Source organism: Micromonospora sp. NPDC050187, assembly GCF_044459745.1.
In the GTDB taxonomy this organism is placed as follows: Bacteria; Actinomycetota; Actinomycetes; order Mycobacteriales; family Micromonosporaceae; genus Micromonospora.
The window spans coordinates 48029-65314 of sequence record NZ_JBITJH010000012.1 but is presented as its reverse complement, the minus strand read 5'-3'; the positions used below and the strand labels follow the sequence as shown (position 1 = coordinate 65314).

At 74.1% G+C, this 17286-nt stretch carries 13 protein-coding genes; 1 reads left to right on the top strand and 12 read right to left on the bottom strand.

Annotated elements, in window-relative coordinates; translation table 11 throughout:
- Positions 1-38 precede the first annotated feature (38 nt).
- The gene (eis, locus tag ACIBJE_RS19565) at positions 39-1226 is read left to right on the top strand and encodes an enhanced intracellular survival protein Eis (RefSeq protein WP_396750216.1); all 1188 of its coding nucleotides are present in this window, start codon (positions 39-41) and stop codon (positions 1224-1226) included.
- Positions 1227-1281: 55 nt separating this feature from the next.
- Here the strand turns inward: eis and ACIBJE_RS19560 are convergent, their stop codons facing one another.
- The 12 genes from ACIBJE_RS19560 to ACIBJE_RS19505 form a co-directional block, all read right to left on the bottom strand.
- Positions 1282-2001, bottom strand: a complete 720-nt coding sequence (locus ACIBJE_RS19560; protein WP_396750214.1) for a DUF6518 family protein — start codon at positions 1999-2001, stop codon at positions 1282-1284.
- Complete coding sequence (locus ACIBJE_RS19555; protein ID WP_396750212.1) at positions 1998-2264, bottom strand: hypothetical protein; 267 nt, start codon at positions 2262-2264, stop codon at positions 1998-2000. Before ACIBJE_RS19555 ends, ACIBJE_RS19560 begins: the two co-directional genes overlap by 4 nt.
- Positions 2265-3011: 747 nt before the next feature.
- Entirely contained in the window at positions 3012-3488 is a 477-nt protein-coding gene (locus ACIBJE_RS19550; RefSeq protein ID WP_396750210.1) for a hypothetical protein, read from the bottom strand.
- 14 nt (positions 3489-3502) lie between these two features.
- The gene (locus ACIBJE_RS19545; RefSeq protein WP_396750208.1) at positions 3503-4894 is read right to left on the bottom strand and encodes a hypothetical protein; all 1392 of its coding nucleotides are present in this window, start codon (positions 4892-4894) and stop codon (positions 3503-3505) included.
- Positions 4895-4897: 3 nt separating this feature from the next.
- Positions 4898-5149, bottom strand: coding sequence for a hypothetical protein (locus ACIBJE_RS19540; protein WP_396750206.1), 252 nt, complete (start codon positions 5147-5149; stop codon positions 4898-4900).
- Positions 5150-5204: 55 nt separating this feature from the next.
- Positions 5205-7367: a DUF3488 and transglutaminase-like domain-containing protein gene (locus tag ACIBJE_RS19535; protein ID WP_396750204.1), complete on the bottom strand. Its 2163-nt coding sequence runs from the start codon at positions 7365-7367 to the stop codon at positions 5205-5207.
- Positions 7364-8737 (bottom strand): DUF58 domain-containing protein, encoded by a 1374-nt coding sequence (locus ACIBJE_RS19530; RefSeq protein ID WP_396750202.1) that lies wholly within the window; start codon positions 8735-8737, stop codon positions 7364-7366. The genes ACIBJE_RS19535 and ACIBJE_RS19530 overlap by 4 nt, the downstream gene beginning before the upstream one ends.
- Positions 8737-9717 (bottom strand): AAA family ATPase, encoded by a 981-nt coding sequence (locus ACIBJE_RS19525; RefSeq protein WP_396750421.1) that lies wholly within the window; start codon positions 9715-9717, stop codon positions 8737-8739. The genes ACIBJE_RS19530 and ACIBJE_RS19525 overlap by 1 nt, the downstream gene beginning before the upstream one ends.
- A gap of 116 nt (positions 9718-9833) precedes the next feature.
- Complete coding sequence (locus ACIBJE_RS19520) at positions 9834-11540, bottom strand: protein kinase (RefSeq protein ID WP_396750200.1); 1707 nt, start codon at positions 11538-11540, stop codon at positions 9834-9836.
- A gap of 110 nt (positions 11541-11650) precedes the next feature.
- On the bottom strand, positions 11651-16105 hold the full coding sequence (locus ACIBJE_RS19515; RefSeq protein WP_396750198.1) for an FtsK/SpoIIIE domain-containing protein: 4455 nt from the start codon (positions 16103-16105) through the stop codon (positions 11651-11653).
- Positions 16106-16152: 47 nt separating this feature from the next.
- Complete coding sequence (locus ACIBJE_RS19510; protein ID WP_396750196.1) at positions 16153-16416, bottom strand: WXG100 family type VII secretion target; 264 nt, start codon at positions 16414-16416, stop codon at positions 16153-16155.
- Between the two features lie 129 nt (positions 16417-16545).
- Positions 16546-17220, bottom strand: a complete 675-nt coding sequence (locus ACIBJE_RS19505; protein WP_396750194.1) for a hypothetical protein — start codon at positions 17218-17220, stop codon at positions 16546-16548.
- Positions 17221-17286 lie beyond the last annotated feature (66 nt).

Sequence of the window (17286 nt, the reverse complement as noted above, 5' to 3'; positions counted from 1 at the left end):
CGGTTCGGTATCGGCCGGGCCGTGGTTATCGTCGGCCGGTGCACCCCACCGTCGCCGTCCGCGAGCTCACCTCCGACGACATCCCCGCCGCCGCGGCGCTGGGCGGTCACGCGTTCGGTTACGACCCGCCACCCCCGCCGGAGGCTGGGCGGGCCACGCCCGGCATGACCCGCTACGGGGCGTTCGACGCGGCCGGACGGCTGTGCGGCAAGGCCGTCGACCTGCACCACGAGCAGTGGTGGTCCGGCCAGGCCGTAACTGCCGCCGACGTCGCGGGCGTCGCCGTCGCTCCCGAGGCACGTGGCCGCGGCGTCGCCCGTGCCCTGCTGGCCGTCCTGCTGCGCGGCGCCCGCGAACGGGGTGCCGCCGTCAGCGCCCTGTTTCCCACCGTGAGCGGCCCCTACCGGGCCTGCGGCTGGGAGGTGGCGGGCACGCTGCGTACCGTCGACCTGGCCACCGCCGACCTTCCCCGGCACCGGCCCGCGCCGCACCTGACCCTCCGCGCCGCCGCCGCCGAGGACATGCCGGCGGTCGTCGACCTGTACGAGCGCGTCGCCCGCCACCGCCAGGGCATGCTCACCCGTCGCGGCGAGCTGTTCGACGACTTCGACGACCTGCCCAGCGACGGCGTCACCCTCGTCGAACACGACGGCAACCTGGTCGGCTACGCCAGTTGGGACCGGGGCCGCCGCGGTTACGGTCCCGATTCCGTGCTCACCGTCTTCGACGCCCTCGCCACCACCCCCGAAGCGGCCCGGGAAATCGTCGGTGTCCTGGCCAGCTGGCGCAGCGTCGCCCCCACCCTGCGGCTACGCCTGCTCGACGGCGACGCCGTCACCGCCCAACTGCCCCTGGAGGCGCTCCGGGAGCACCGGCAGCAGCCCTGGATGCACCGGCCCGTGGACGTGATCCGGGCCGTACGCCAGCGCGGCTGGCCGTCGTACGCGCGCGGCAGCGTCGAGTTCACTCTCCACGACCATCTCGCCGACTGGAACACCGGCGCGTGGCAACTGGATGTCGCCGACGGTGCGGCCGAGCTACGCCGGACCACCGGCGAACCGGCACTGCACCTGAGCGTGCGCGGCTTCGCCCAGCTCTACGCCGGCACGACCACCGCCGAAAGCCTCGTCCAGGCCGGTCAGCTGCGGCACGACACCGACGCCGACCCCCGCGCCCTGGACCTGCTTGCCGTCGGCGGCCCCGCCCGTCTGCACGACTACTTCTGACCGGACTTCCTCGCCCGCCCTCCTCATCAGGTCGGGCGATCCTCAAATCGTTCGTTCAGAGTGTGAGTCGAACGGACTGTATAAGGTGCCATGCACCTATGTTCACGACCAGCGCTGCCGCAGCGACTGCGAGGAAGGCAGCCCAAGAAATGTGGCGCCTGCCAGACCGCAGGGCTGCCACGAGCACTGACAGACATAGAAGCAACTGCACCAGCGCCGACTGCAGCTTGGCCCACATGAAGGAGTCGACAGGACCGACCCATATGAAGGCTGCGTGGAAGAGGGCGTAACCGCCTTCTCCTGCTAGAAGCCCGAATGCCATGCCGGCCGATACCAGCAGGGCACGCCCGGAGTCGTGTCGGATGACGTATCCGAGGTAGCCCATGATCGCCCCACCGCATACCGCGACGAGGAGCCAGAATCCAGCCGCCTCAGCCACGGACGCCGGGCCGACGAGGGAGGCTTCTGTATTGCCGGAACGGTGGCGCCATCGGGAGGTCAGGGTCAGGATCAGGAAATAGTAGGTTACGGCAGCCAGGGTGAGCGCGCCGATTCCGGCCATTGGCGCCGACTTGCGGCTGGAAGCGAGGAAGCCCCCCGCCAGTGCGGTCATCCCCCACCCGAAGCCTGAACTCACGATGGGAGTCAGGATTTCGGCTTGCGGCTCCGGCAAGATGTCGGGAGCGATCGAAGCCGCTCCGAGGCTGACGCCGAGAATTGCGGCCGACCATGCATCGCGGCGGCTTGGAAGGATGGCTGGACGCGTACCTGTCATTCGTGATCCACCGGACAGTTGATAGTAATGATCTGTTCCAGCTTTTCCACATTCCCCGCGCTGGCGTCATCCAGGACTTGATCGCGGCGATGCTTCTCGCGTTCGTCCAGCCCCAACTTGTAGAACGCGGATTCGCGCAGATCCAGAACCTTCGCCAATGATTCCTGCTTCTCGGCAGGGCTGGTGACCGAGAAGAACCGCACCGCCCATGAGCAGTGCCAGTACCATGAAGCCTCGATCCGCCCCAGATTGACCTCGTACATGACCCGGTCGCCGTTCTCGTCTCTTTCTGGGTACTTCGGATCGGCGGGCCAGCTCCAGCCGGGCGCCAGCTAAGGCGTCGGGATTCATCCCGGTACTCGGCCTGGATCTCCGCCCCTTTGACGTACCTTGGCGAGTTGGGACCACGACCGCACGAGGTTAGGGTGATGATCGATACAGTCAATACAACCAGACCCAGCGCGAGCTGGGCGAGCCGTCCAGGTGCCTGGGTCATCTTGATGCCGATGCAATACGTGAACACTTTACGCGAGGCGATGAGCCACGCACGGCACGTACGGCACAGGTGCCGCGCGTAGCTCATGATAGGCCGACGTCGACTAAAAGCGCCAGAACGGCACTAGTAGTTCATGTTCCCCGAGAAGCTGTGGTTGCAGTTGGAGCACGTCGCACCACGGGCGTACTTGTTGGTGAACTGGGTGCCAGGGCCTCCGCAGGTTCCCAGATTCGTCCAGCCAGCCGGGTTCACGATTAACAGCACGCGAGCCTTTGTCATCGACACTCTCCAATCACCGCGATTGCCTTGCGGCAACAAGTCACCCCCTGGCCACGAGCGAATCGCCCAAGATTTCATTGACCGACGCCAAGAGATTCACTACGGATGGCAATGCCACTGTCGCGTTGAGTTGCAGGCCGCAGGGGTGCGGGGGACTTGATCACCAGCATGCGCAGAACAGACAATCGTGTCATCGGACGCAAACGAGCGACGGTGAGTTACCTCGACCCAGGATCTAGTGGATCAGCTCGAAAGAGGCCATCACCGAGGTCAGGGTCGGCTCGTCCGGGTCGGCGCGGTCGGCCAGGTAGGTGCCGAGCATCGTGTAGACGCTGCGCAGCCCGGACGGCGAACGGTCCGGCGCCTCGGTCACCACGGCGATCTGGCGTACCTCGCGGCCCTCGATCACGGTGCCGCTGGAGCGGACCGCGACCGGCAGCCCACCGGGGGCGGCCGGCTGGTCGATGCCGGGATCGACGACCCGTCGCGGCGCATCGTCGGAGAGTGCCAGCTCGGCCACCTCGCCCAGGGTGAGGTCCTCGGGCAGCCGCCGCCCGAAGATCACCAGATTGGCCCGGAAGTCGTCGGCCGGCGGGCCGAGGAAGGCGATCAGCCCCTCGGTCGGTTCGACGGCGCTCCACTGCTCCGGCGCGGCCAGCCGGAACGGCCACAGTCCGGGGGAGATCGCGTTCGGCCACTCCACGGCGGTCATCGGTCTTCCTTCTCTCAGAACGGGTTGAGCTTGCCGGCCACGTCGGCGACCGCCTTGGCGCCGTCTCCGATGTGATCGGCGATCTTCGGTACGTCCACCTCGCCGCCGACCGTGATCTTGCCGCCGAGGCCGAGCGCCAGCCCGACACTGGCCTGCACCTTCACCTTGCCGCCGTTGACTCCCGCGTCCACCCCGGCCGAAGCGCCGACGCCGATCTGCCCCTCCGCGACCCCCCGGGGACGCACCCCGAGCACGTCCACCTCGCCCCGGGCGCTGCCCCGGAGTCCGGCGAAGGCCTCCGCCTCCGCCCGGACCCGGCCACCGCTGCGCCCCGCGTTCAGGTCCAACCCGCCGCTGGCGTCCGCGCCGCCCCGGCCGCGCAGCTCGCCCTCCGCGCCGAACCCGCCGGCCCGCAACCGGGCCTTGAGCCGGGCGTCGAACGCGGTCACCTCGGCCCGCGCGTTGAGCGTGGTGCCGTACCGGTCCTTGCCGACACGGCCCAGGCCGCCCTCGGCCATGGCGAGTCGGTGCAGCAGGCGCAGTTGTGCGTCCACGCTCCCGTTGCGGCCCTTCAACAGGGCCTTCTCGTAGTTCTTCCACGCGCCCTGCCAGGTGCGGGAGCCGTACAGCAGGGAGAAGAGCGGTTCCCGGGGGCTCAGGCCGTTGCGGGCCAGCCGCCGCCGCTCCGCATCGGTCAGGTTGCGGCCACCGGTGCCCCGACCCTTGTTGGGCATGCTGCGGGTCTTCATGTCGTCGAGGAGCCGGGGACCGAACACCGTGTGGTTCTTCACCGCGCCGGGAGCGCCCGGCGCGCCCGGGATGGCCGGCGCGAGCGCGGCGGCCGACCGGCACACCGCGACGAACGTCTGCACGGCGCGCTTACGGTCCCGCAGCGCGTCCTCGTGCCGTTCGGCGGCCCGGCGGTGCGCCCGCTCGGCCTCCTCCACCTCCCGCTGGGCCCGGAGCACCCCGGACATGTCCGGGGTGGGTACCTCCAGCCCGGCGGCCCGGTCGGCCGACGCCCGCTTGGCCGCCGCGCCGAACCCGATCTGCTCGGCGCCCAATTGCCGGCGGGCCTCGTCCAGCCGGGTTTCGGCGCGGTCCAGCACCTTGCGGGCCCGCTGTTCGTCCTCGATCGGTCCAGCGACCGTGCCGAGCGCCTGGGCGACCCGCTCGTGCGCGGCCCGCGCGGCGGCGAGCGCGGCGTCCAACGCGCCGAGAGCGCCCTGGAACCGGGCACCGGCCGGGCCGACCAGCACCTGGGCGGCACCGGCGGTACCCGTGCCGGCGAAGCTGGCGCTGGCCCGCCGCACGGTGCGCACCGAGTGGTCGAGGGCACCGGCCCGGGCCCCGTTGTCCCGGGCCGCCCGGCGCAGGGCGTCCGGATCGGCGGTGTCGGTCGTCATCGGTCACTCCCCGGCCAGGGCGAAGGCCACCGCGGTCATGTTCGCCTGCCGGGCGATGACGCTCGCCGCGTCCTGCAACCGCTGGAACTGCGTGCTCCAGCGGCGGACGAAGTCGGCCAGCGCGGCGTCGGCCGCCGGATCCCCCACCGACGCCGGGACGGGGCAGGTCCGGGGCAGTCCGGCCGCTGCCGTGCTGACCGCAGTGCTCACCGCACGCAGCCCGGCGGGGTTGGCCCCAATCGATCCCAAGCTCATGACCGACACGCTAGGTCCGGGTCGGACGGTGGCCAATGGGAAGTGTTTCCCAGCGTCACCGTCCGGTGCCGGACACCGGGATCCTCGGCGGGACCCGCAGGGCGGCGGCGAGCCGCTGCCGCCGGGACGACGCCGAGGCGAGTTGCCGCCGTACCGTGTCCGCCAGGGCCCAGGCCCGGTCGGCGTCGGCGCTCGTCACCCGCGCCGGACCGTAGGCCGCCGCGTCCACCAGCGCCACGAGTTCCCGCGCCGGGATGTCGGCCGCCGGGGCCCGGCCGGTCAGCGTGGCCCGCGCCTCGCCGGTCGTACTGGCCCGGGAGACGGTGACTCCCGACTCGGCACAGCGTTCCAGCGTGTCCCGCCAGGCGGCGAGCAACCGGCGACCGGGATCGTCGAGACGCCGTCGTCTGGCCCGCACCGCCCGCTTGACCGCCGGTGGCGCGCCCGCCGCGAGGACCAGCCCCAGTGCGCACAGCACCGTCACGGCCAGCCAGGGTGGGCCTGATTCCGGTCGTCCGGCATCCGGGCCGGCACCGGGTGGGGCGGCCGTACCGGAGGATGTGGCGGGATCCGGTGCGCTCAGCGTGCGGGTCGGCTCGGGTGCGCTGCTCGGTGGCGGGTCGTCCTGCTCCGGCCGGCGGTCGCCGGACTGGCCGGGCGTCGGATGGAACGGCACCCAACCGGCGTTGGTGAAGCGGACCTCCGCCCAGGCGTCCACGTCCCGGCCGGTGACCACGCGGCTGCCACCGTGGCCCGTCCGGGTGCGGAACCCCACCACCACCCGGGCGTCGTAGCCGAGCGCCCGGGCCAGTACGGCGAACGCCGACGCGTACTGCTCGGCGGTGCCGTTGCGGGTCTGCAGCAACCGGTCGATCTGGTAGATCCCGTGCCCGGCCGGTGGTTTTGGCGAGGTGTCCAGCCGGTAGTCGCCGTTGCGGGCGAAGTGGTCGGCGAGCCGGCGCAGGGCGGGATAGCCCGCGCTGGCCCCGGTGATCGAGGTGGCCTTGGCGAGCAGTCCGGCCGGCACCGACCCGGCCGGCACCGATCCCGGCGGGAGCACGGCCGGCGGGTCGACCGGCAGGTCCGCCACCTCGACGCGGGGTACGGCGCTGCGCACGGTGTACCCGTCCGGTGCCGGCCGGTTGTCCGGAAAGATCACGTCCCCGGTGGCCCGGTCCACCCCGAGCCCGCCGAGCGACACCTCGACCGGTCGACCGGCACTGACCAGCCACTCGATCGGGCCCCGCTGGTCGATCCGGATCTGCTGGGTGACCAGCTCCGCCGGGCCGGTCGGGGCGGGTAGCTGGCGTCCGGCCCGCCAGTAGGTGGCCGCGCTGGTCCAGTAGGTGCCGTCGAACCGGTCCAGGGTGGCGTACCGCAACCGGTCGGGCGCGCCGTCGCCGGTGACGGTCAGCCGCAGGCTGAGTTTTCCGGTACGCAGCGCCGGGAACTGGGCCAGCGGGCTGCTGCCCGTGCGCGGGCGTACGGGTTGCGCGACCAGGTCCCGGGGATCGGGCGGGGTCCGCTCGCCCGCCACCGTGACCAGGGCTGGCCCGAGCAGGCTGGCCGCCGCCCCGACGGCCAGCACCAGGACGAGTCCGGGCAGGCCGACCAGCCGACCGGACGGGCCGGGAGCGGCGTCCTGGGCCCTGCCGCCGGGGTCGGCGTTCCGGTCCCGGTGTCCGGCGGCAGCGGTGGCGAACATCGCCAGGGCGGTCCCGGCCACCGCCGGCGCCAGCCACCCCGGAACTCCGGTCGGCGTGCTCAGAAGCAGGCCGGCGGTCATCGCCAGCAGTGGTGTCGGCAGCGCCCAGGGTGCGGCGGCACCACGCAGCGACGGCTCCACCGCGCCGATGCCGGCCAGCCCGGCGAGGACGGCCACCAGGGCCAGCTCCGGCCCGCCCGGATCGACCGGCGGCACGGAGGTGAGCAACCGGTACGGCCCGTCGGTGACGCGGGCCGGGCTGACCAGCACGACGTAACCGACCAGCACCAGCAGCTCGACGGTGAGCCGGGTGACCGGCGGAACCCGGGTCGTCGCGGCGAGCAGTATCCCGGCCACCGCCGGCAGCAGGGCCGCACCGGCAGTCGGCAGCAGGTATCCGGGGTCGGCCAGGGCCTCGTCAGCGGTCCGGCCGAACAGCCCCGCGAACGCGACCACCGGTGCCAGTCCGAGCAGGCTGGCCAGCGCTGCCCCGGCCAGGCGCCATCGGGTCACCGGCGGCCTCCCGCGAGTCCGCTGTAGGCGGTCGCCGCGGTCCGGGCCCGATCGGCGCGGATCACCACAAGTCCTCCCTGGGCACTGACCGACGTGCCGGATCCGGCGGCCGGCTCCGCAGCCGGGGCGGCCGGCCGGGGTGGGACCGGGCCGTCCGGGGGGCGGGCGGCCGGCTGCGCCGACCCGTCCGCGACGAGTTGCACCAGCACGATCCCGCCGAACCGGCGCGTCTGCCCGGTCAGCGCGGGCGCCAGCGCCGGGTCCGCTCCGCTGACCACCACCAGCCCGCCTCCGGCCGGGGCACGGGCGACCAGCGCCAACAGCTCGGTCAGGTCCCGGTCGCCGGTACGGCCGGCGGCGGCCAGCCGGTCCAGCGGACCACGGGCCCCGAGCCGGGCCAGGTCCGCGACGTCCTCGCCGAGCACGGCGAGGTCGACCGACTGACCGGAGCGGCCGGTGGAGACCACCACCGAGGCGGTCAGCTCCACTGCCTCCTCGAACAACTCCGCGTCGAGCACGGCGGCCCGGGTGTCCAGCAGCACCGCCGCGCTCGGCTCGGTGGTGTCCACCCGGTCCTGGACGATGAGCTGGCCCATCCGCGCGGTGGAGCGCCAGTGGATCTGCCGGGGGTCGTCACCCGACCGGTACTCGCGCAGCGCGGCGAAGGCCATCGAGCCCCGAAGCACCCGGTCGGTGAGCCGCCCCTCGAAGTCGAGGACCGGGCCGATCGGCAGCGGACGGACCGGGTGCGCCCGGGGCCGCACCCAGACCTGGTCCGGCGCGGCCAGGGTCTGGGTACGGAGGGCCAGCCGCAGCGGATCACGGCGGTGCAGCCGTACCGGCCCGAGTCGCAGCACGCCCCGGTCGGCGGTCGGCACCGGGTAACTGAGGCGGGTCCTTCCACCGGGCGGCAGCGGGGGCACCACGATCCGCAGCCCACCACCGTGGTCGTCCCGGTCGACCCGGGTACGCCGCGTCGAGGAGGTGGGCCGCCCGGTGGGCGTCGCGCCCCCGTCGACGGCACTGGAGGTCTCGGCCGGGCCCGGGGCGGTGAGCCCGCCCAACGCGGTCAGCCCGTCAACCGCCTCGAACCGTCCGGTGCGCAGGCGCCCGGCGTTGACCACCTCGAGCCAGCCGGTGACCTGGTCACCGACGGTCACCCGGTGCGGGGCGACGGTACGGGTCACCCGGACCCGGGTCGGCATCCGGACCAGGATCGCGGCGGCCAGCACCACCGCGACCCCGGTGGCACCGAGCCCGCCCAGCGTGGGAAAGCCGCCGAGCATACCGGCGGTGAGCAGCACGATCGAGCCCAGGGCCACCGCCAGACCGGTGCCGGTCAGCCCGGTGCTCAGGCGCAGGCGGCGCATCAGACCCGGGCCGCCAGGGGGACGGGTACGGCTCCGAGCACGTCGCGCAGCACGTCGTCGGCCGAACCGCCCTCGATCTCGGTGGCGGAGGCGAGCAGCAGCCGGTGCCCGAGGGCCGGCTCGGCGACCGCCTTCACGTCGTCCGGTACGACGTACCCCCGCCCCTGCCCGGCGGCCCAGGACTGGGCGGCCCGGACCAGGGCCAGACTGCCCCGGGGGCTGGCGCCGAGCCGCAGTCGCGGATCCCGGCGGGTCGCCTCGGCGATCCGGGCGACGTACTCGGCCACCGCGTCCGCCACGTGCACCCGGCTGACGTACTCGATCATCCAGCGCACCTGCTCGACGCTCGCCACCGGCGAGAGTTCCGGGGTCCCGCCGTCCCGGGACCGGCCGACCAGGATGTCGCGTTCGGCCGCCACGTCCGGGTAGCCGACGGAGATGCGCAGCAGGAAGCGGTCGAGCTGCGCCTCCGGCAACCGGTAGGTGCCGGCCAGGTCGACCGGGTTCTGGGTGGCGACGACAAGGAAGGGCGTCGGTACTGGGTAGCTGCGGCCGTCCACGGTGACCTGCCGCTCCGCCATCACCTCCAGCAACGCCGACTGCGTCTTCGGCGACGCCCGGTTGATCTCGTCGGCGAGCACCAGGTGGGCGAAGGCCGGGCCGGGCCGGAACTCGAAGGTGCCGGTGCGCTGGTCGTACACGGTGGTGCCGGTGATGTCCGACGGCAGCAGGTCCGGGGTGAACTGGATGCGGTGCCAGGTGGCGTCCACCGAGGCGGCGATGGCCTTGGCCAGGGTGGTCTTGCCCACCCCGGGCACGTCCTCGACCAGCAGGTGACCGCCGGCGAAGAAGCAGGTCAGGGCGAGGCGTACCGCTTCCGGCTTCCCGGACAGCGCCCGGGTGACGTTGGCCCGGACCGCCTCGTACCGGGCCGCGAAGTAGGCGGCGGGGTCGTGGCCGGCCTCGGAATTGCTGGTGATCACTCGATCCTCACTCTGGGAGTCGGTGGGACGGCCGGGTGCGGCGGGCGACGCGGGTCGCCGGGTGGTGGCGACCGCCGGTACGACCGGCGGTCCGGTGGGCGACTCCGACCGGGTCAGCCCGGCACGGTGGCCGGTTGCCGGCCGTCAGCGGTCAGGCAGACCGGCTCGGCCGGGGCCGGTGGTGGCCGGTCGGTGACCACCAGCGCCCAGACCCGGTAGCAGTGGCGGGTCCGGCGGTCCACGCCGGGGATGAGGTACGGCGGCACCTTCTCCTCGGCACCGATCTGGCCGACCTTCGTCTCGTCCCGCCAGATCACGTACGAGTCGAAGCCCGGCAGCTTGGACTGGTCACCGAAATCCAGTCGTACCGTGCCGGCGCGCGGGCTGCTCGCGGTGACCGGCAGCGGGTACAACTGGGCGGCGGGACCGGTGGGGGCGCTGGGGGTGGCGGCCGTGGTGTCCGGTCGGGCGGTGTCGTCCGGTCGACCCCACCACACCCCCAGGCCCGCGCTGACCAGGGTTAGTACGGCCAGCCCGGCGGCCGGGGCCAGCCAGCGGCGGCGCTTCACCGGCTCGGGTCGGGCCGGCTCCGGGACCGGCACGGTCGCGCCGGTAGTGGGCAGCACCTCCACCGCGCCCTCCGACCGGGCCGCCCCGGTCGACGCTGCCCCGCTGCGGGCCGCCCCGGTCGACGTCACCCCGACAGGAGCCGCCCCGGTCGACGCCGTTCCGGTCGGGGCCGCTGGCCCGTCCGTGCCGGTCCCGCTGGGCGGGTTGGTCCCGGCGGTGGAGTAGAGGCGCAGGTCCTCCGGATCCGGCGTGCCCAGCGAGCCGACCGGGGTCGGCTCGAAGCGGTACGCCGGTCGATCCGCCCCGGCGGCCTGCGGCGTGGGCGGCAGCGGCGGCGGGGCGTCGACCGGCAGCGCGCCGGCCGGTCCGCCCAGGGCGGCCAGCCGATCGGCGAGCCGGGCCGGCTCCGGCCGGTCCTCGGGGCGCTTGGCCAGGCACTGCCGCACCAGCTGCCACAGTGGCTCGGCCAGCCCGTCCGGGCGGACCGGCTCGTCCTCGATGTGCGCCCGCAGCAGCCCGAGTGGATGCTCGGCGTCGAACGGCCGACGGCCGGCCAGCAGTTCGTAGCCGAGCACCCCGAGGGCGTAGACGTCGACCGCCGTCGTGGCGGTGCGGCCCAGGGCCAGCTCCGGGGCGAGGTAGGCGGGCGTGCCGACGGTGTGGCCGTGCTGGGTCAGCGTCTGCCCGTCGGCGACCTGCGCCACGCCGAAGTCGGTGAGCCGGGACCACGGCTCGCCGCCCCGCCAGGTGACCAGCACGTTCTCCGGTTTGATGTCGCGGTGCACGATGCCGGCCGCGTGCACCGCGGCCAACGCGCCCGCGACCTGGGCGAGCACGGTGACCGCCCGGTCCTGGTCGAACGCGCCCCGACTGGCGGCGACCCGCAGGTTCTCCCCGGTGACCAGGTCCATCACGATCGCCAGGGTGTCCCCCTCGACGACGAGGTCGTGGACCGGCACCAGATGCGGATGGCGCAGCGCCCGGAGCACGTTGCGTTCACGCAGGAAGCGGGCCACCGCAGCGGGATCGGCAGCGTACTCCTCCCGCAGGGTCTTGATCGCCACCGGTGCGTCGTCGGCCAGGCGTCGGCCGCGCCACACCCGACCGTGAGCGCCCTCGCCGATCGGGCGCTCCATCACGTAGCGGCTGCCGAGCGCGACAGCCTGCTCGGCCGGCGGGGCCGGTGCGGCGGAGGGCATGGTCGGCGGCAACGTGGGTTGCCCCGCCGGGTCTACGTCCGGGGTGGTCATGATCTCCACGGTTACAGGGGTGTGGTCGGACCGGAGCGGGGGCGCCGGACCATCCGTCGCGAGCGCCACCGTGGTCGTACCATAGCCCTCCACCCCCGAGGTCGGGCGAGTCATCCACGTACCGCCAGCTCGGGCAGGGGAATCTGGAGCTGACTGGCCCGTCGGCGCAGCATCAGCAGCCCCCGGCCGGGCGGCCAGGCGCCGCAGGTCGAGCGGGGCAGCTTGACCTCGAACAGGTCACCGTCGACATGTGACACCGGGTTGAGCAGCAGCCCGGCCTGGCCCCGGCACATCCGGGCCAGCCAGCCCCGGTAGCGCAGCTGGACCAGGTCGTCGGTGGTGCCGGCGGCGAGCAGCAGGTTTCCGGTGTCCCGAGCCTGCCGGGCCAGGTCCTCCAGCAGGTGCCCGGCCGACCCGTCGGCGAGCAGTTCGGCGTCGTCGACCAGCACGGTGACCGGGCCGGGCAGCCCGGCCAGCACCGCAGCCAGCTCGGCGTCGGCCCGTGGTCCGACCAGGACGGCCGCCACGCCGGGTCGCCCGGCCAGCTCCTGCACCGGGGACGGGCGGGGACAGAGGGCCACCACCGGCAGCGCCTCGGGCCGGCGCAGCAGCGAGTCGGCCAGGGCCAGGAGGGCGCCGCTGCGCCCGGTGCCGGGGGCCCCGGCGACCAGGAAGGTGTGCCCGAGTTCGGCGAGGTCCACGTCGACCGGTCCGAGATGGTCCCCGCCGACGCCGACCGTACCGACGGTGGGCCGGGTCGGCAGCGGGCCCCGGCGCAGCGCGTCGGCCTCGGCGGCGGTGATCGTCACCGGCAGCGGGTCGACCCGCTGGGGCAGCAGTTCCGCCGACAGCCCGTCCCAGCGGGAGCGGGTGGCCACGACGTGCCGCTGCACCGCTGCCGCCTGCACCGTGCCGTCCGGGTCGGGATCGAGGAGCGCCACCTGGAACATCGTGTTCCCGGGCAGCCCGATGGCCCGCCCCGGCGGCATGGTCCGGGGTGCCTCGCGCGGGTTGATTCCGTACGCGGCCAGGTCGTCCGGGTCGGCGTGGGCCAGGATCAGCCGGGTGGCCACCGCCCCGGCCAGGCGGTGGGTGAACCCGGACCGGTCGGTGGCGAGAACGGTCACCACGCCCACCGCCGGTCCCCGGCGCAGCAGGGAGTCGAGCAGGTCCACCAGCCGTCCGCCGTCGGTCTCGCCGTACCGGGCGACGAACGTCTCGTACCGGTCCAGGACCAGCACCAGGTAGGGCAACGCCTCGGTGTCGGCGACGGCGGCCCGCTGCTCGGCCAGCGCCGCGTACCCGCCGCTGGCCAGCAGCCGCTGCCGGCGGCCGATCTCGGCGTCCAACAGGGTGAGCACCCGGGCGGTGCGGTCGCTGTCGTCACCGTCGACGTACGCCCCGCAGTGCGGCAGCCCGGACAGCGGGGCCAACGCCCGGTTGCCCTGGTCGAGCAGGTAGAGGTGTAGGTCGGCCGGGCCGGTCCGCCGGGTCAGCCCGACCACGAGGGCGCGCAGCAGGGTGGACCGGCCGCTGCGGGCCATCCCGGCGACCAGCACCGGCCCGGTGCGCTCCAGATCCAGCAGGAACGGGCGCTGCGCCTGTTGCTCGGGGTGGTCGGCGAGTCCGACCGGCGCGGCCAGCGCCCCGCCGGCACCGTCGGCCAGTTCCGCGTCGACCACCAGCTCGGGCAGGGGCGGCAACCAGGGACTCCCGGGCGCCCGGATCCGGGCCGCTTCGGCCGCGCCCCGGATCGCCGCGACCAGGACCGTCAGGTCGGTCTCCACCTGCTCCGGAGCCGCCGCGCCGGGCGCCCGTGACCCCGTCGGCGGAGTCGCACCGCCGGCCGGGGCCGGTGGTTCGGCGGCCGGGACGGGGCCGCGCCCCAGCTCCCGTACCCGCCGGGGGCGCAGGGCCACGCTCGTCGGCTCCGCTGTGGCCGTCGCCCGGGGCCAGCCGATCCGGGCGGTCTGCACCAGGGTCAGGTCACTGTGCCCGGCCCGCAGGTACGCCCGACCGGGCTGGTGTCGGGAGAGCCGGGCGGCGTCGGGTACGTCCACCACGTCGGCGCTGTCGGCCGCGCTGGTGACCCGCAGGCAGATCCGCAGGTTGAGGTTGGCGCGCAGCTCGGCGTTGACCGAGCCGGCCGGTCGCTGGGTGGCCATCACCACGTGCACACCGAGGCTGCGCCCCCGCATGCCGATGCCGACCACCCCGCTGACGAACTCGGGCACCTCCTCCACCAGCGAGGCGAACTCGTCGATCACGATGACCAGCCGGGGCAGCCGCCCGCCGGTGATGGCCCAGTAGTCCTCGATGTCCTTCGCCGCCGCCTCGGCGAGCAGGGCCTCCCGGCGGCGCAGCTCGGCCCGCAGCGCCGCCAGGGCCCGGTTGACCAGGTGCCCGTCGAGGTCGGTGACCATGCCGACGCAGTGCGGCAGCTGGGCGCACTCGGCGAACGCGCTGCCGCCCTTGTAGTCGACCAGCACCAGGGAGAGCGCGTCCGGGGTGTTGCCGAGCGCCAGGCCCGTGACGAGGGTCTGCAACAGCTCCGACTTGCCCGCGCCGCTGGTGCCGGCGATCAGCGCATGCGGGCCGTCCCGGCGCAGGTCGACGGTGATCGGCCCGTCCGGGCCGACGCCGAGGAGCACCCGGGTGGAACGGCCGGCCGGCTCGGCGGCCCACCGCTGCTGGATCTGCGCCGGTCCCGGGGCCCGGCCCAGGCCGGCCAGCTCCAGCAGCCGGACCGTCTCCGGCACGCCGCCACCCTTACCCCAACGCTCCCCGAGCACCCGCAGCGGGGCCAACGCGTGCCCGAGCCGGGCCGCGCCGCCCGGGTCGAGGCGGTCCAGCAGCACCCCGTCCAGGTCGGGGTGCTCCGGTCGGCGCACCACCGCACGGGTGCCCGAGCCGCTGTTGACCACCACGGTGGCCCGGCACTCCCCGGGCAGCTCGGTCTCCAGCGCGTCCAGGCAGATCGCGTAGACGCCCACCTCGGGGCCGTCGGCGAGCAGTTCGGCCAGGCCGGGCAGGCCCCGCAGCCGGCGGGCCCCGTCGGCCACCAGCACCAGTCGCCGTCCGGCCGGCAACCCGGCCCGGAGCGTGGCGGCCCGTTCGGCCCGGCGCTGGTCGACGATGCGGCGCAGCCCGGCCAGCCGGGCGCGGGCCTGCTCGGCGTCGGTGGCGACCATCCGGTCGCACTCCAGGTCGGCGGTGTGCGGCAGGGTGTGCGGCAGCCAGCTCAGCCAGGCCCAGTCGTCGGCCTCGTCGCCACCGGTGAGCAGGACGACCCCGACGTCGTGCGGGGCGTGCAGGGTGGTCAGCTGGGCCAGGACCGCGCGGACGGTGGCCAGCAGGCCGGCCCGGGGACCGGCCACCCCGAGCACCCCGGCGACGGTCAGGTCGACCGCGACCGGGCTCTGCGCCACCGCTGGCAGCTCCAGGGGCTCGGCGGTCGGCTCGGGCTCGGCGCCCGGGCCGGTCAGGGTCGCCTCCACGAGGGTCGACGCGAGCCCCACCCGCAACCGCAGGAAGTCGGCGTCCGCCGGGCGGCGTTCGAAGAGTCGCCGGGTGGGCCCGGTGGCCGTCCGGAGCAGGCGTCCGGGGTCGGGCAGTTCCTCCCGCCGGGTCCGCCCCTGCTCCTCGGCGAGGCGGTCCAGGCGCTCCACCAGCTCGGCGCGCTGCCGCTCGTAGTCGGCCAGCGCCTGGCGGTACTCCCGACGGCCACCGCGCCGGTCGGAGAACACGTTGGCCAGCAGTAGCAGGGGCGAGAGCGCCATGAACAGCAGCAGGTAGCCGGCGTTCGGGAAGATCGCGTACGCCACCCCGGCCAGCAGCACCGGCAGCAGGATCGCCAGCAGCGGGAACCGTACGGTGCGCGGCGGTTCGGGGCGGCGGGGCACGGTCAGCCGGGGGGTGGCGACGCGGACGGCGATCCGCGGCGGCCGGTTGTACTGGATGGTGCCGGTCGCGTCGACCGGCTCGACCGGGGCGTCGGCCGGATCCACCGGCCGGAGCGTCAGCACCGTCTCGCCGACACCGAAGACGTCCCCGGGAGCGACCGGAGTCGGCGTGTCCAGCCGGACCCCACGCCAGGCCGTACCGTTGCGCGAACCGGCGTCGGCCAGTTCCGCGACGCCGTCCGCTCCGGTCGTCAGGCGGGCGTGGACCCGGCTGACCTCCGGATCGGTCAGGACGAGGTCGGCCTCGGGTGACCGTCCGACGGTGAGGTCCGTCCCGGGACGGAACGAGGTGGCCGCCACCCCACCGGCCCCGCCGACGACGGCCAACTCGACCGCGCCGACCGACTCGGTGCCGGCCTCCCCCGGGCGGGCGGCCACCTCGATCCGACTGCCGGCGGGAATCGGCAGTTCGGCCAGCCGGGCGGTACGGGACAACGGCCGCCCCCGGAACCAGAGCCGGACCGGGGCGGCCGGCCCCGGACCGGCGTCCGGCAGCGCCCGGTCGATCGCTGCGACGAGGTCCGCCACGGTGGCCCGGGCTCCCGCCCGCACCACCATCGGGACCTCCCGTCCCCCCACCGCGATCCGTAGTTCCCGTTCCATCCCGGCCTCCCGAAAACCCCGACCCGTACCGACCGTCCGACCCCGGGTCAGCCGCCGGCCTGCTCCAGGGCGTCCGCGCGACGCCGCACCTCCAGTGCCGCGTCCTGCAGGGCGGTGGAGAGCCGGGTCAGGGCCGGCTCGTACTCGCTGCTCCAGGAGGTCCGGAACCGCTCGGCCGCACCGCCGCGCCAGTAGGTGTTGGCCAGTTCGGTACGCAGCTCGCGCAGCAGGCTGTCCACCGCCGAGCTCTGTCGGTTGAAGTTGGTGTTCAGGGAGTGCAGTTGGCTGATCTCGCCACCGATGACCGACATCGGATCTCCTTCGCTGGTCGGTGTCGTCGACCACGCTAGGCAGCGGCACCGGCCGGCAAAATCGGAAAGGCTCCCCAACGCCACGCCGGCATGCCGACCTACCCGACCGGACAGCGCAGCGAGCACCGGTCAGCGACGGAGCAGGGTGAGATCCTCCCTGGTCACCAGGCCACGGCTGATGGCGTACTCGGCGAGGTTGGTCAGCGCGCTGAAGCCGGTCATGTTGGGCACCCCGGCGGCGTGCAGCCGGGTCCGCAGGTACTCGATCCGCTTGACCAGGGTGCTGCGGGGCCAGCCGAGCCGGGCCGCCGCCGCCGCGTAGCTCTTCGGGTAGGGGTCGTAGCGGGGCAGTTCCTCGAGGTAGCCGGCGAAGAGCGCCACCATGGCCAGCCGGTCCGCCATGCTGATCATCACCTCGGCACCGACCGCGGTGGCCTCCGCCACGTCCTCGGGAGGCGCCGCACTGGCCGGTGCCGGGGCCGCGGGCGGCAGCAGGGTCAGGCCGTGCTGGCCGTGCGTACCGTCGACCAGCACCTTGGTCGGGCTCTCCACCGCGATCCGGCGGCCGGGCGCCAGCACCGACCGGAAGCCCAGGTCGTCCACGACGGAGAGGGGACGGGTGGTGGAGCTGTTCGTCAGCCACCAGGTGTCACCCTCCCGGGCCACCGTGCCGGCGATCCGGGAGATGCCGGTGTCCGTCGGGTCCAGGCAGATGGTGCACTCCCGGATCCGGCCGAAGGTCACCCGCTGGTCCGGGTCGGGTTCCACTGTGTGATCGGCCGCCTCGATCCGCATCCCTGTCACCGGTTCTGCGCTCCTTTCCGCGACTGCTGGGGATCCTTCCCCATTCGCCGGGCCCGCCGACCCCAG

Coding starts and splice junctions, on each gene's coding strand:
- ACIBJE_RS19560 (WP_396750214.1), bottom strand. CDS start 2,001: ATGACAGGTACGCGTCCAGCCATCCTTCCAAGCCGCCGCGATGCATGG.
- ACIBJE_RS19555 (WP_396750212.1), bottom strand. CDS start 2,264: ATGTACGAGGTCAATCTGGGGCGGATCGAGGCTTCATGGTACTGGCAC.
- ACIBJE_RS19550 (WP_396750210.1), bottom strand. CDS start 3,488: ATGACCGCCGTGGAGTGGCCGAACGCGATCTCCCCCGGACTGTGGCCG.
- ACIBJE_RS19545 (WP_396750208.1), bottom strand. CDS start 4,894: ATGACGACCGACACCGCCGATCCGGACGCCCTGCGCCGGGCGGCCCGG.
- ACIBJE_RS19540 (WP_396750206.1), bottom strand. CDS start 5,149: ATGAGCTTGGGATCGATTGGGGCCAACCCCGCCGGGCTGCGTGCGGTG.
- ACIBJE_RS19530 (WP_396750202.1), bottom strand. CDS start 8,737: ATGCGCCGCCTGCGCCTGAGCACCGGGCTGACCGGCACCGGTCTGGCG.
- ACIBJE_RS19520 (WP_396750200.1), bottom strand. CDS start 11,540: ATGACCACCCCGGACGTAGACCCGGCGGGGCAACCCACGTTGCCGCCG.
- ACIBJE_RS19515 (WP_396750198.1), bottom strand. CDS start 16,105: ATGGAACGGGAACTACGGATCGCGGTGGGGGGACGGGAGGTCCCGATG.
- ACIBJE_RS19510 (WP_396750196.1), bottom strand. CDS start 16,416: ATGTCGGTCATCGGTGGCGAGATCAGCCAACTGCACTCCCTGAACACC.